12 protein-coding genes are annotated in these 14,076 nt (G+C 62.8%); 5 read left to right on the forward strand and 7 right to left on the reverse strand.

All coding sequences use genetic code 11. The features are described from left to right. The first annotated feature begins 178 nt into the window (after nucleotides 1-178). The 4 genes from AB4074_RS03075 (at nucleotide 179) to AB4074_RS03090 (ending at nucleotide 5,854) form a co-directional block, all read left to right on the forward strand. Nucleotides 179-616 (forward strand): DUF7793 family protein, encoded by a 438-nt coding sequence (locus AB4074_RS03075; protein ID WP_441412036.1) that lies wholly within the window; start codon nucleotides 179-181, stop codon nucleotides 614-616. Between the two features lie 784 nt (nucleotides 617-1,400). Then, on the forward strand, nucleotides 1,401-2,264 hold the full coding sequence (locus AB4074_RS03080) for a hypothetical protein (protein ID WP_441412037.1): 864 nt from the start codon (nucleotides 1,401-1,403) through the stop codon (nucleotides 2,262-2,264). A 681-nt stretch (nucleotides 2,265-2,945) separates the two neighbouring features. After that, complete coding sequence (locus AB4074_RS03085) at nucleotides 2,946-4,451, forward strand: PIN domain-containing protein (protein WP_441412141.1); 1,506 nt, start codon at nucleotides 2,946-2,948, stop codon at nucleotides 4,449-4,451. 446 nt (nucleotides 4,452-4,897) lie between these two features. Beyond that, nucleotides 4,898-5,854, forward strand: a complete 957-nt coding sequence (locus tag AB4074_RS03090) for a hypothetical protein (RefSeq protein ID WP_441412038.1) — start codon at nucleotides 4,898-4,900, stop codon at nucleotides 5,852-5,854. Nucleotides 5,855-6,041: 187 nt separating this feature from the next. Here AB4074_RS03090 and AB4074_RS03095 read toward each other — a convergent pair whose 3' ends face one another. The 4 genes from AB4074_RS03095 to AB4074_RS03110 form a co-directional block, all read right to left on the reverse strand. After that, a complete protein-coding gene (locus tag AB4074_RS03095) occupies nucleotides 6,042-6,896 on the reverse strand; it encodes a peptidase (protein ID WP_441412039.1) in 855 nt (284 codons plus the stop codon). Between the two features lie 2 nt (nucleotides 6,897-6,898). Continuing rightward, the gene (locus tag AB4074_RS03100) at nucleotides 6,899-7,816 is read right to left on the reverse strand and encodes a hypothetical protein (protein ID WP_441412040.1); all 918 of its coding nucleotides are present in this window, start codon (nucleotides 7,814-7,816) and stop codon (nucleotides 6,899-6,901) included. A gap of 106 nt (nucleotides 7,817-7,922) precedes the next feature. Next, nucleotides 7,923-8,366 (reverse strand): hypothetical protein, encoded by a 444-nt coding sequence (locus AB4074_RS03105; RefSeq protein WP_441412041.1) that lies wholly within the window; start codon nucleotides 8,364-8,366, stop codon nucleotides 7,923-7,925. Further along, entirely contained in the window at nucleotides 8,363-9,376 is a 1,014-nt protein-coding gene (locus AB4074_RS03110; RefSeq protein ID WP_441412042.1) for a hypothetical protein, read from the reverse strand. The genes AB4074_RS03105 and AB4074_RS03110 overlap by 4 nt, the downstream gene beginning before the upstream one ends. Nucleotides 9,377-9,488: 112 nt before the next feature. Here AB4074_RS03110 and AB4074_RS03115 point away from each other — a divergent pair, with 112 nt between their 5' ends. Further along, on the forward strand, nucleotides 9,489-9,884 hold the full coding sequence (locus AB4074_RS03115; protein WP_441412043.1) for a hypothetical protein: 396 nt from the start codon (nucleotides 9,489-9,491) through the stop codon (nucleotides 9,882-9,884). A gap of 10 nt (nucleotides 9,885-9,894) precedes the next feature. On the opposite strand, the gene AB4074_RS03120 is transcribed toward AB4074_RS03115, so the two are convergent. The 3 genes from AB4074_RS03120 to AB4074_RS03130 all read right to left on the reverse strand — a co-directional run bounded on the left by AB4074_RS03120 (nucleotide 9,895) and on the right by AB4074_RS03130 (nucleotide 13,968). Then, nucleotides 9,895-10,767, reverse strand: coding sequence for a hypothetical protein (locus tag AB4074_RS03120; RefSeq protein WP_441412044.1), 873 nt, complete (start codon nucleotides 10,765-10,767; stop codon nucleotides 9,895-9,897). 93 nt (nucleotides 10,768-10,860) lie between these two features. Further along, nucleotides 10,861-13,032: an FtsK/SpoIIIE domain-containing protein gene (locus AB4074_RS03125; RefSeq protein ID WP_441412045.1), complete on the reverse strand. Its 2,172-nt coding sequence runs from the start codon at nucleotides 13,030-13,032 to the stop codon at nucleotides 10,861-10,863. 12 nt (nucleotides 13,033-13,044) lie between these two features. Beyond that, nucleotides 13,045-13,968 carry a hypothetical protein gene (locus tag AB4074_RS03130; RefSeq protein WP_441412046.1) on the reverse strand — a complete coding sequence of 308 codons (924 nt, stop codon included), beginning with the start codon at nucleotides 13,966-13,968 and terminating at the stop codon, nucleotides 13,045-13,047. Between the last annotated feature and the right edge of the window lie 108 nt (nucleotides 13,969-14,076).

Genomic DNA, 14,076 nt, shown 5'->3' on the forward strand with positions numbered 1-14,076 from the left:
AACAGCAGACGTATATAGAGGACAGAACGACGCGTGAAGAGACTCGATGTGACGACCACGGAGGTGGTGTGCCGATCTACCTTTCCCTCGAAGGGCATATCTGGCTCACTCGAACGTTGCGTCGATCCTTAGAATCCGCCCCGTCGCCGGTCAAGGCGACCTCAGAAGGCGGTTTGTGGTGACGAGTCCTGCAGGTCATCTGAGGACCAAGGGGACCATCATGATGGAAATCGCGTTGACCTGCGCAAACGCAAGCTTGAACGTGGATGCCCAAGGTACCTTCCATCTGCGGTGGGCGCCCGGCTCATCGGTGTCAGCCGCCGACGCTGACGCCGTCGTCGCAGCCGTCCGGGGCGTGACGGGAGGCCGGCTGCAGCCGATGCTTTTCGAGGTCGTGGACGTGGCTATGAGTCCCGGCGCCAGAGTGACGCTGCTGGGGAGGCGGTTTGTGTCCGCTGTGGCACTGGTCGGGGCCACAATGGTCGACCGGGTAATGGCCGCGGCCCTGTTGCGTGAGCAGGAGTGCCCGCACGGATACTTCACGTCCGTCGACGACGCCAGGGAATGGCTGAATCGGTTGCCGGTTCCGGAAGAGTTGGAAGAATCCGCCGTCTAACTGAGGAAATAATTCGGCCATGAATGCTGACCGCAGACGCTCCTGTCCCGCTGCGGCCGCAAAGGTCATCCCCTCCGGAGCGTCCGGTAAGCGATCCCAATCCGGGCGGATCGCCTGCGGGGAAGAACAGGATCGGGCAGGAACGTCACAATCGCCTTCCCCGACCAAGCCGGTACGGTGTGAGATCACCTTGGGGTGGATTGGAATGAGATGCAGATGCAGCCGGAATTCAGGGGAGGGCTCGCTGTCCCCGGAAAGTTCAGGGCGGGCACGACATGGACCCTTCTCGTGCCGACAAAGGAGCAGCTTGAGTTCCGGGGGCGGCATGGGCTAGGCAGGTTCCTTGGGTCATGGAGACTGGAATGGGATGACGTCCGTCTGGTTTACCGGACGATGAGGGGCCTGGATACTTTTTCACGGTCTGGGATTCCTGCGGCGGGACGGAACCTGGTGGCATTCTGGACCTATGACCCCAACGAGGTACTGGATTGCCTTGAGGAGCTTGGCTACCCGATGGATCCCAGAACGCGTCAGGGGCAAGGCCGATTCTTTGCCAGGTGAGTCGCCGCAACGCAGCCCGCAAAGGGCTTACGGGAAACTCGAAGAAGACGGTTGCGGCCGTTTGGGCGTTACGCGAACTGGGCGGCCGCCGATCAGGCGTATCCGGGAAGCATTAATACACGTCCCCGCACAATATGTTGTTGCATGGGCCGTGACTTAAGGTTTACTCTTGATGTACTGGCCGCCTCAAGTGACCCGTACCCTTTCCTTTCTGGAGGCAAAAATGACTGAGCCCACGATGTCGCCGATCGTCCGGTCGCGCGCAGAGAATGCGGTCAGACTGATCGAGATGGCGAGCCTGTCCGGTGAGCCGCTTCGGCGGGCGCAACTGCTCGCCGAAGCTCAGGCGCAAGTGGCATGGACCCTTCGGGCAGCCGTCGGAGAGTGCACCGACGCTGGTGTCTCCTGGGCGAAGATCGGCGAGGCTGTGGGGATGCCACGCGAAAGCATCTTCCGTCAGTTTTCCACGGGCGCCCCCATCGTCGCTCTCAAGCCCGTGCAGACGCCAACAAGTCCGAACATGAAGGATCCACGGAACCAGTCCACGGGTCAGGCGATTTTTGCCTTCCAGACACCCGATGACGGGGTGTGGCGGGGTTCGCCAGCACTACTGCCGGAAGGGCAACACCGAATGGCAGCCTTGCCATTCAACCCACCCATGGCTATCGGGAGCGATTTCGCCGGCCAGATGCTCATGGTGAGGTACGGAGAGGTCACGAAGGATGTGTCGGCCCACTACGTCCAGGTCGTCGAGTCCGACGGCAACCGTCGGCCGGTCCGAATGACCTACGAGGTGTTCAACCTCCTTTTCGGAGACGGACAGACGCCCCTACGCCGGGCGATGACAGACGTGGTTCATGCCGTCCTGTCCAACGAACTGAATCCGGCACAGTTGCGCGAGGTCGTCGGGCGGGCAGCCAAAGCAATGAATCCAGGAGTCCCCCTTGCCGAGTTTGCGGCTGCCGTCAATGCAGTCATAGAGACCAGGCAGGGGATCGTACCCACCGATGCCTCCTCCGACGAAGCGATAAGGCGTCTGAAACGAGCCGTCGCTGAGTTCGAGGCATGGTCGGAAGTCAGGCGTTGAGTCTCATGTCTCACACGATGCACACCGTAGCGGGCTCCGAACGGACGCCTCTCCCACTGAGAATTGTCTCGGTACCGGGGTAGCGACGGCGCTCGGCGGACACGGCCTAGGGACAGAGGCCCAGAGCGCCGTCTCGGTTCCCGCGACGGTGGCTGTGACGCCGCCCAACGGGGCTCCGATGACGATCATTCCCCGGTTCAGCGAACGCCTCGTGACACTCATACGGGCAATAAGCACAGCCTGCTGGTATCCCATTTCCAATGGCCCTTCGACTCCCGTGGCCCTGCCGAACAGCAGCTGACCGAAACCGGCTAGAGCAAACGCGGCCCACAACTCTCCCGGCCAGCGCAGCGGAGCGCCGTAGATCTCTCCGGCGCGTCCCCGCCGACGACGAGGGGCGCCAACGTGCCCAGCGAGCGCTAGAGGTTCTTTCCCATCAAACGTTCCGACCGCTCAGTTCGCCCGGCCGGCGGAAGGGGGTCGAGGACCTCGGGCTCGCGACCCTCGGATGGTCCATTGGCACAACACCTAGCGCCTCCACTGCTAAATCGGCGATTCCCGTCCGCTGGGTTCAAGTAGGCGTTCTATGCTGGGCCAAGCCGACGGCAATCAGCTGGTGGTAATCAAATAGCGCGAGTCTCCATCAGACCCAGGGCGCTTGAGTGAGACGGAGGCTTGGATTTGATCATCTTCGATACGAATGCCGTGAACCTTCTGCCGCCCAACGGCCCCCGGGCCGACATCATCCGGAAGCTGCGGGAGTCCGGGCACCATAGGGTTGCCGTGCCGTGGATGGTCTTGGAAGAGATGGCTGCGCATAAGGCGGTGTTCTACCTCGACAGGCACAGGTCAGCAGTAACCGTCCTGCAGAAGCTACAAGACGTGCTTCCGTGGGAGCTGGAGAGTTCCCTGGAACCACTTGATTTGGAGCGCCTTTTGAATCACTGGCGAGATGCTTACCGCGAGATCTTTGAAGTGATCGACACGAGTGGTGAGATCGCACGCAGCGCCTTGGCTCGCGAGGCAATGGCGCTTCCGCCTGCGAAGCGGGATAGGGACCGTTCTGAGGGTGCGCGGGATGTGGCTATCTGGTTCTCCATCCTGGAATTTCTCAAGGAAAATCCCGAAGAGAACATCTGCTTCGTTACAAACAATACCGACGACTTTGGAGATGGGACCGCCTATGCGTATCCGATGGATGAGGACCTCCGCGGCCTTGAGGGCCGGCTCACGCGTCTTGCGGATTTCAACCAGGTCGTCTCCCAGTTCACCAAGGAAGTCTCTGGGAAGGACGCGGAAGCTGTAGGTGACCTGCTCAGATCATTTCCGATACAGTCTCGGTTGGCTCAGACGGCTGTGGAGATCCTCAGCTCGCCCACGGGTTTCGCAGGCATGAGCGCCACTGATGTTGTGGTGCAGTGGCGTTCATGGATGACCTCGCCCGAAGCAGAACTCCTTAGCGTCATGGACGTCGTGGGCCATGAGATCGAGGGTGACATCTGGTACACGGCCAACGCGCGGTGGCTGCTGTACGGGGTTGCGACCGACGGCAACGACACGCAGAGCATCGCCTGTGTATGGGAGGTGAAAGTCCTCTTCTCGGCAAGCGAAGAGGACCAGACACCAACTCTCCTGACGCCTGGAGAGCCCTCGCTGCCCGACATGGCTGACGAGCGGTGTGCGGAGGCTCTAAAGAGACTCAAAGAAAGGGCGGCCGACGTGGCTCGGCGAACCCTCGCCAATTTGTCTGCGAACTCTTCTGCAGCTGGAAGTTACCTGGCTCAGCAGATGGCCGCCTCTATGCCCAAGCTCGACATCGCTGGCCTCATGGGCACCGCGAACCTGGCTCAGCAGATGGCCGCCGCCATGCCTAAGTTCGACATCGCAGGGCTCTTGCCCAGCGTGAACCTGGCTCAGCAGATTGCCGCCGCCATGCCCAAGTACGACATCGCTGGCCTCATCGGCACCGCGAACCTGGCTCAGCAGATGGCTGCCTCTATGCCCAAGCTCGACATCGCAGGGCTCTTGCCCAGCGTGAACCTGGCTCAGCAGCTCGCTGCGTCTATGCCCAAGTACGACGTCAATGGGTTGGCGTACTTGGCGAGAGCAACCGAGTCTTCCTCGGACGATGAGACGGAGTCGAACGAAGACGAAGAGACCGAAGAAGACGAAGGAGATTCGCCGTAGCCATCGAGTCGAGCGCCCATGCGTAATGAAGGGCACCCGGGACGGGAGGATCCTAGGCATGCAGATTCTCACGGCCAGTGCCCTGCTCGCCTGAAGGTTTGGCGAAAGCAAATGCCCGGTAAAGGATCGCCAGTCGGGCACGATGACCGACAGATCTCAGGGCGCCGTCCGGCATCTCTGGGCAGGTATGGTTTTCGGATGGCGAGCTGGTAGGCGGATCGATTCATCTCCGTCTGATCGGATCTGTCCAAAATGCGAAGCTATTGCAGGACTTCGATGCGCTTCGGTCCGCGAGCAGGTCGTGGCTGAAGGTGTCAAACCGCCAACGGTTGAATTGGTCGGGTGAACGTGAGCGAGAGGACGTCAGAATGAGCTCGCCGAGTTCGAAAGCACGCCGCGCGGCGCAGGCAGCTAAAGTCACGGCCCGCAGCGCGCAGAGTTCCGGCATGATCAAGTGTTACGTGGAGTGCTTCGAACGCCCTGACGGAATGCGTGACCTCCGCCTTCGTGAGAAGTTGACCCGGCGGACGGTGCGGGTTCTTACTGACCAACCGATGCTTCAGCCGTTCGCGCCGATGTCGAACCTGCTGCAGGACTGCTATGCCCACGGCGGCGGGCTTATCGAGCCTCGGAACCGCAAGGAGCACGTCGTCATCGTCGCGCCAATTCTCACCCAGAACGCGCAAGAGATCGTCGTGTGGTTCGATGACGAGTTCTCCGTGACGGTTAACATCTTGTCCGCGCACATAATCTCTCCGCCCCTCTCCGTCTGGTGCTACGTCGAGGAGTACCCCGGCGAGAATGGGCATCTAGGCCTCCGACTCCGGCAGAAGGTTACCGGCCGTAAGGTCGAGATGTATGGCAAGACTAAGGACCACTTGATCGAGTTCCTTGCCAGCCCTCTCTTCACAGGCGCGTACAAGCGTATGCCGAATCTCTATGAGATGGACGGATACCACGACTACGTGCTGGTCTCTGGCGGCACTGCCGTGGACTCGTATGACGTGCTCCTTTTCAAAGACGGCGCCCAGCTCACATACTTGCTCGGCCCGACACCGGATACCGCGTACCGGGATGCGTTCCGCATTCTGGAAGAGGAGTCTGCGGCCGCGTCGCACTCACGTACGGCCGTGACGTATTTCGAGAGTGGCCGATACCGCGAGGCCGTGCTCTCCGCACGTCTCGCGGTCGAGATGGCCAGCGGCGGGGGTGGTGCAGACGTGAAGCGTCGTCTCGCTGGGGCACCCCAGGATGTTTCGACAGCTGGGGACGACCTTTTTGCGAAGCGCAATATCGCCGTCCATGAGGGTGGCACAAGAGTCGAACAGCAGGACGCCCAGGAAGCGATCCGCGCGATGACGCGCCTCCTTGACTACCTGGAGCTGAAGGGCGGCCAACCGTGACTGTCGAGGCAGCGGCTCGTGTGCCTCGCAAGCCACCACCGACAGAGCATAGGCGCTTATTGCCCGGCATGAATCGCGTGGTGGCGTGCCCGAGCTCGTGCTGAGGGATCCCCTCAACGTGCGGGCTGTGCAGACGACTTCTGAAAGTGACAGGGGGTGAGCCTCCGGCTCTCCGCCGGATGCCCGGTCAGAGCCCAGGCTCGCATTTGCCTTGGCCGAGAATGGCCAATCCGGTCAGGTCTCCGGGCTGGTAGTCGGAGATGCCAGGCGTCATGGTCGGGTTCATCAGCTGTGTCGTATCCGAGACGTGTTCGAGCCCCACGAGGTGGCCGAGTTCGTGTTCGATCAGGCCGCGGGCTGCGTCGATGCCGGCGGTTTTGATCATCTTCTGAAGGCCCGGTCCGTTGAGGGTGGCCTGGCCGCTGACGTACGTGAACCGGCCGTCCCGTGTCTGGAACGCCTCGCTGCCGGTGACACCCAGGACGATCCCGCGTGCCGCGAGTGTGAAGCTGGGTTCCTCTGCCGGGGTCGCCCAGGCGATCAGGACGGGGGCAGGGCGGTTGCCGTAGCGATCCGGCTGGAAGGATGAGTGCTTGGCCGCGGGCGCCTCGGTGGTGGTCCCGTCGTTGATGAAGACCAGGCCCGTGGCAGCGGAGACTGCAGCGACCGCTTCCCGGATGAGCCGGGCGCCTTCTGCCGGAACGTTCGCCTCGCGTGTGACGTAGTGGATGGGTCGGCACGGGTCGTAGGCGACCGGGGTCCCGTTGGGGGAGGCGTTCAAGAATGCGTATGAGGTACTGGGGACCGTCAGCGGTGCCGGCTTCCCGAGCGGCTGGGCGGATTCCGGGGCGTAGGCCAGGGCGATGGACGCCGGCGCCAGGGGCGGGGCAAGAGCGGCCAGGAGTGCATTCCGGTCGGACGCTGAGGCAGTTGAGTCAGATGCCGCCTGTTGGAGGGCAAGTCCGGTCAGAGCGAGTGCACCCGCAAGGGCTATGGCTGGCAGGGTGGCCGCCATGCGGCGCCGGAGACGGTGGCTGTACACGTTCACAGCGTTGGCACGCATTTGCCCTGGCCGAGGATGGCGAGCCCGGCCAGGTCACCCGGCTGGTAATCGTGGATTTTCCAGCTGACCTGCCAATTCATTAGCTGCCCCTCGTTGTTGTCATGATCCAGGCCGACGACGTGGCCGAGCTCGTGTCCAAGGACGGCCTGGACAATCTCGGCGCCGTGGGGTTTAGCCATGGCGTCGTTAAGTATTTTCGCGTTGAGTTCAACAGAGCCGGTGACATATACCTGCGGGGAATTGCCGCTGGCCCGCGACTCACTGCCTCCAAATGCATAGTGGGAAGCATTGATCTCGGGGAATTCGGGCTCCTCGGCGCTGGTCGCCCAAGTGATGAGCACCGGAGCCCAGCGGTCGCCGTAGAGCTCCGGCTGGAAGTCGGGACGGACAGCAGCTCTACGTGTGGGGGCCTCAGTGGTGGCACCATCGTCAATGAACATGAGCCCGGTCGCGTGAGAGAGAGCCGTGACGGCGTCCTTGATGATCTGGGCACCTCCTTCGGGTTCGTTCGCGGCACGGGTGACGTAATGGATGGGACGGCACGGGTCGTAGCGGACGGGCGTGCCATCCGCGTTGGTGCGCCGGAAGGCAAAGGAAGTGCTGGGCGAAGCGAGCGGTGCGGGGACTCCGAGAGGGTGGTCATGTTCCACAAGGCCCATGGCCGGAGCGATTGGGTACGACTTGCGCGGCGCAAAAACTGCACGTGCCGCGACGGCTGCGGCGGGAGACGCCGCGTATACGGCTGTCTCCTGCGCGGAGAACAGTGCGTTTGCCTCCGCCTGGGCGGCTTGTGGCGAAAGTGGGGTGGGTGCGGCGGCGAAGCCGATCATGACGGCGGCCATCACTAGTCCCAGGATCGGTCGGGATCGTCGAAGCTTGCTGGCAGGGCGGCGGAGCATGGTCATAGTGTCTTTCCCGTGTCGTTTCATGGTCTTGGATCCCCGGCTGGCGGGCCTGATGGGGCGCAACAGAAACGTTGCACCCCGGTGAAAACTCGTCGCACTGCTACTCGGTGGCTGAATGCCCGGGATCGCCAGGCAGGAAATAGCGCCTGAGTGCCCGAGGCTCGGCCGGGTACGCCCTGAGTTCCACGCCGTACTTCGCGTAGCTCGAGGCGACCGTCTGATCGCTGATCCCCAGCTGGCGGGCAACATCCACGGCCGTCCGGCCCGGCAGCGCCTCGCGGCCCGTGCCGGAGAATTTCGAGCGTGCTGCCTGCCGGCTTGGCAGCCGGGCATCGTCGGCGAGCTGCCGCAAGGTGGCGCCGTTGCGGCGGAGCGTGGATGCCACGTCCTGTTCGACACGACGTGCGGCCTGAACCATCCGGCCGGCCACCCACAGCTCAGTTGCACCGACGTTGTCTGCAGCTTCACGCCGGAAATCGTTGAGCCGACCTTCCAGGAGTGCGTCCAAGTCGGCATCTACCCCGACGAGTGCTTCGGCGCTCATCGCTGGCCTGCCTTGGCGAAAGCAGAATCCACGGCTGCGGCGATCTGGTTCCTGATGACCGTCGTGTTCGTTGTTCCGTCAGGAGCAGCATCCGCGGAGATGACATCCACCGGCGTGCCCGGAACGATGCGTGACTCGAGCTCCCGGGCGTCAGCCGGCGACAGCCGGACCATGTTCGGCAGTGCGTCCGTCAGGTCCATGCCGCCCTCTGCGAGGCAGTGCTCGCTCGGACCCGCAATGGCCGTGGGGTTCACTGTCTGCCTGGGGAGGGAGTCGGCGTTCGTGCCCTGGGCGGCCATGAGGGTCAGGGAGAGGTCCCCGCAAGGTGCCGGCGGGTAGGCGGGGGAGGCGATGAAGGTCGGTCCCACGGGGACGTTGGTGCCGATCACGGCCGGGAAGGACTTGTGTGAGGTGTTATCAACCGAGCCGACCGTGACGGTGCCCGCCGTCTTGTTCACGATGACGCGGGTGTTGGCAGCGCCGGCGACCGCTACATCGGCATCCCAGACCCAGCCAGTGCCCTGGTTGATATAGGGCAGGAGACCCGCGGGGGTCTGGCTCGGGAGAGAGCGGCGGGAGGGCAGCATGATGCGGGTCCAGCCGCCGGTCGTGGCGCTGACACCCTTGGGCGCATTGCCGGTTGCGTGGGCAATGACCGGGAGGGACTGGGAGTGATCCAGCCAGGCGAGCGGTGCGCCGCCAGGGGCGTCGTAGACCTGGACCGAGACCGTGGGGTCGGGGCTTCCGTCGTGGACGATCTGGCCGGTGAAGACCGAGCCGCCATCCATCCGCGGGGCATTGACCACGGAGAGCAGATTCGATGCCGAGGTGCCGGCGTTGCCTCCCTGGAGTCCCGTCAGGTCCTGGCCGGCAGCGGCCGGCGCATTCGAGGCCGGTGCGGCAGTCAGGGCGGGTGCGCAGCCGGACATAGTGAGGGCGGCAGCGATGCCGAGGATCGTGAGTGGGAAGGCTGCACGGGCGGCCTGGCGGATGGTTCTGTCATTGCGCATGTCTATATGGTATTCTCCATTTTGTAGAATGTCCATTTGTAGTTCCACATATCGACAGAGCACGCTAATTGTCCAAAGCTCTTTGGACAATTGAGCCAGAAAGCTGACCACCATGCAGATCCTCGCCGCCGCCCTCATCGGAGCGCTCACCCTCTCTGGTGGCGCCGTTGCCGCCAGCGTAACCGGGGCAGTAGGCTCCTACGCCGCGGATCTCGGCGCCGAGGGTTTCGCCAAAGCCCACCTGCAGGTGGTGACTTCCGATGTACAAGCCTGCCGCGCGGACCTCGCTGCTGATTTCAACTTCACCGGCGGACTCCGCACCCAGGCCCAGGCAGACAAGGAAGTCGCTGCCTGCCTGCTCAGCCCCGGCACGTCCCTGGCCATCAGAGTCCTGCCCGGCGGATACGACTACGTCCTGGGCGGCATGAGCATCGATGTGCCCGGCTACGCGGCAATCTCAAACACCGCCACCGGTGGTGGCGTCGTGGTGGCGAAGATCGCCGCGTAACTGTACCGGCTCAGGCCGCCAGCACTTCGCCTTTCATCTCGACCGCAGAAGAGTCGCGCACCAGGCACCGTGCCTGCTGCCGCTCCTTCTTTGCTGCCGCCAGGACTTCCTGCGCTTCCTCCAGCCGTCCGGCCGCCGCATCCCGCAGCGCTTCAGCCTGATCGTGCGTCAGGGTGGAGTCGAGCCGTGCCCTGGCCGAACGTGATCTCCGCAGGGCCGCATCCCGATCCTTCTCAGCCTTCAGTAGCGCCTGGCGTTTCCGGGACGGCTTTCCATCAGCGCCCGGGATCATGTCGGCCGGCTTCTGCTTCTCGAGCAGCTTGGCATAGTTGTCCTGGGCGTCATCCAGGTCAGCCTGGGCCAGACCGACCTGGAACTGCAGCCCCTCATACTGGGACAGGGCCAGGTCGCCCGGGAGCGCGCAGGCCAGCTCCTCTTCGGCGTCAAGGAGCTCGTCCTCTGCCGCTTCTACAGCCAGCGTGGCCTCTTCAGCGGCGACCGCAGCCTTGTCCGCGCGCGCGATCGCTTCCTCGCCCCACCGCTTCTCATCACGGGCAACACGGTCCTGCTCTTCCTGACGGAGCCGCTCGATGAAGGCCAGGTCATGGGCCTGCCGGACTTCACGCGCCTTAACCCGTTTCATTGCCAGATCCTTCCGTGCCTTGGCGAAGGTGATCATCAGCTGCTGGAGCATGGCGCCCCAGCGGGAGAGGGCCGGAGTAGGCTCCCCGGACTTGGCGGTGCGGACTTCCTCAATGAAAGCGCGCCCCGCCGCGACCAGCTTTCCAGCGATGGTCTGGACTTTCTCGGAAGCGAGATCTTCAGCACGCGCTTCGGGGGAGTGCTTGGCGCAGCGGTCGCCCTCACCCTTCAGGTCACACATTGGAATCTGCTTTCGGAGTGACATTCGGGCGGATCGTGGTTTCCAAGACGCTGCTTTCGTTAGTTTGATCGGGGTTGTTGGGTGTGCGGTAGATCAGTCCCACCAGGAATCCGCGACGGGTGCCGCGGCCTTCTCCTTCTTCGGAGGGCTAGCGAACGGGTCCTCTTCGACCGGTGCAATGATCCGGGGGGTCCGGACCGGCGTGGCCTCTTCCGCGAACGGGTCGTCTTCGTCATCGAACGGCGCTGCAGCGGGCTCCGTGGCCGGCACCTGCGTGGCGGCCCATTCGGCTTCCTGCGCGTCGTTTGTCTCCTCGGGAACCGTCTCGGCTGCTGCGGCCAAAACAGGCACCTCAGCATCCGGTGCATCTTCTTCGAGGTCGTCCAGATCGAGGTCGCCGAAGTCCAGCGTGCCCAGATCGGTCACGTCCGCGTCCGTCAACGCCGTCCCCCCGATGGTGACGATCGCGTCACGCGGGTATATCCCGCGCTTCTCGAGCTCGTTTGCGAGCTCCTGTTTGGTCGCGAACGCACCTTGAAAGGGCACATAGCCGACGCCGTCGAGTTCGGCGATCCCTCGCCCCGGGCGCCCCTTCTTGCCGGATGCTGCCGCGTCCGTCAGTTCAGCCTTGATGTTATGCGCCAGTTCGTAGGCTTCCCCAGCCTCTGATGCGTCCGAGAAAGCCATGCCCAGCTGGCCGTTGGACGCCCGCCCGAACTGGAGACGGTTGCCCATGTTGGTGCGCATGCCGCCGGCACCCGTGCCGATGTCGGTGACGTTCCAGACCTGTGTGCCAATGGAGACATGGACTCCCACGAAGCGCAGCTCGCGAAGGATGTTGTCGGTCGTCAGGAGAAGGATCTCTTTCGCCAGGTTCGCTTCCAGAGCATCAATTTTGCGCTGGTCGTGGTCCTCAAGGAGTTTGGGCACGGCCCGCATTTTAGACAGAGAGGTGAACTCATCGATGACCACCATGATCGGCTTAAAACCGTTGGCGCGGCGGAAGTCTTCGGGAAGTTCGGTCCACTTCTCCACGTCTTGTTCTACAAGGATTTCAAGGCGGCGTTTCCCCTCTGCGTAAACAGCTTCGATGGTGGCCTGGGCTTCGGGGAAGTTGAGGCAGCCCCACCCGCCGTCACGGACGTAACCTCGCGCCCAGGTGAAGTCGAGCCCGCGCTTGGTCGGGTCGATGACTACCAAGTCCCAGCCGTGCACCAACGCAGCGAAGATGATTGCGCGGAGGCCGACGGACTTACCGGAGTTGGTCTTTCCAACGACCATGGTGTGGGGGTTCGATGCCAGATCCAGCTGGACCGGGTCGCCGTAGCCATCGGTGCCGATCGGGACGTCGCCCCAGGAGCCTGCGTCCACTGCGGCGTAGTCGTAACCAACCATGTCGGGAATGTGATGCTTGACGCCGGCGATCATTTCGACGGTACCCAGCTGGTCATCGACTTTTGCATACCAGCCCTGATGCCCGATGGTGTTTTTGGCGAGACCGATCCAGTAGCCGACCTCTTTGTCCCGATCCGGGGAGTGCTGATCGGCGCGGGTGATGATGACTCTCGCGAGGTAACCTTCGCCGTTACGGACACCGAAGATCGGAAGGAGCTCGAGCTCCCAGGACTTCTGCCTCGGGTTCTTACGCAGCAGCCGGTTACGCAGCTCAATCGTCGCCGGCGGCAGGACCGCGGTCTCTGCCAAGCGCCTGTAGGGATCGTAGCCGAGCATGGTCCGGCCGTAAGCGGCGTGGGATGCGGCAATTGCCTCGCCGTTTCCGGCCGTCGCGTTCGGTGCGCCGAAGACCTCGCGCCCGGGACGCATCGAGGGCAGCTCACCGCGAACGACCGTGACGGTGCGGGCTGCGGGGTTCGAGGCATCGAAAGACTCGACCTGCCAACCCTCGCCGAACTTGCCCCACAGTGCGGCGATCAGGTTTGCGCGCCCTACGAGCGAGTCGCCGTAGGTGGCAGGAACGTTCACGATCCGCTTTTCCACGGCGGAGCTGGTCGGCTCAGGGGTTTCCGTACCGTAGAAAGGCTCGGGGTCCGTGTCGTCCTCTTCGGGCTGGGCAGCTGCTGCACCGTCCGGGTCGAAGTCATTGAGGACGTCGTTCACCTTATCGTGGTCCCAGCCGTACTTAGATAGCACCGCAGCGGCGCCGATGCCATCGCCTTCCCGGTAGAGAACCGCGTATTGGTTGGCGATCTTGTAGTCCTTCTGGCTGTAGCCGGAAGCGTTGCGGGTTTTGAGGAAGCTCAGCATGGTGCCCCTTTCCTAACGGAGATCGTCGTCGGTGATGGAGAAGCCGGCGAAGGCCGGCTCGGATGCTTGTTCGGTCTCGACCCGGGCGCCGATGAGGCCGCCTGAAACGGTCTCTGCTTCTCGGCGCGCTTCGGTTTCGTGTGAGACCGGGTGCAGGGTCAATTTGTGCCTGTCCGATTCCGGGTCGAGCTCCCAGTCCGGGGCGATCTTTGCGAGGATCTCGTCGACGCCGTCGTACTTGAGCACAGCTCCCAACGGGAAATTCGTGACAACGATGTCCTCACCGTCTTTGTCGATCTTGGCCTTGTGCCATTCGTCGGTCGTGCCGCCGAAGGCCTTAGCGAAGATGGCGGCAAAGTCGTTGTACAGGAGCGCTTTCTCGGTTGCGGCCGACAAGTTCACTGCCGCGGCCTGAAATGCGACGAACAGCCACAGTGCCCACATGGCCGCTGACGCGACGGAATCGAATCCGCCCACCGGGACCGTGACCATCCGCAGGACATGCAGGATCACGGTGAGTCCCATGATGCCCAGGACGGCGTACTTGAGGCGCTGGTCTTCTAGGACCTCGGCGATGTTGTCAACAAGGACATTGAGCTTGTAAGGGACGAATTTTGCAGCGCAGCGCCGGCGGGCAACAACTACAACAGCAAGCGCCAGGGGGATGAACCCCAGTGGGCCAAGCACCACAACGGCAACCAGAGCGGCAACCGAGTAGAAGATGGTGGAGACCAGCTGGTTACCCTGTGAATTCTTGTTCGTATCTTCTCGCTCGTAGACATTTTTGGGGCGATCCTGGACGAATCCGAAGACGAATCCGAAGACGACAACCAGCAAAAAACAAGCGAATTTGAGCACCGACATATTGAGTCGACTATTCGCCTCGACTGCTGCTGAGCTGGATGCCGGTGGTGCCTGTTGCTTGGTCTGACTCATGAAAGCCTCTCTCGATCTCGTTGTCTATGTACATTCATGTTTGCCCATGTCCATATGATGTGCTCTATATTTCTGACCCTACCATCAATCGTGCAAAAGTGGTAACCC

The sequence above is a fragment of the Arthrobacter sp. 2MCAF14 genome (assembly GCF_052115645.1).
Lineage (GTDB): Bacteria > Actinomycetota > Actinomycetes > Actinomycetales > Micrococcaceae > Arthrobacter.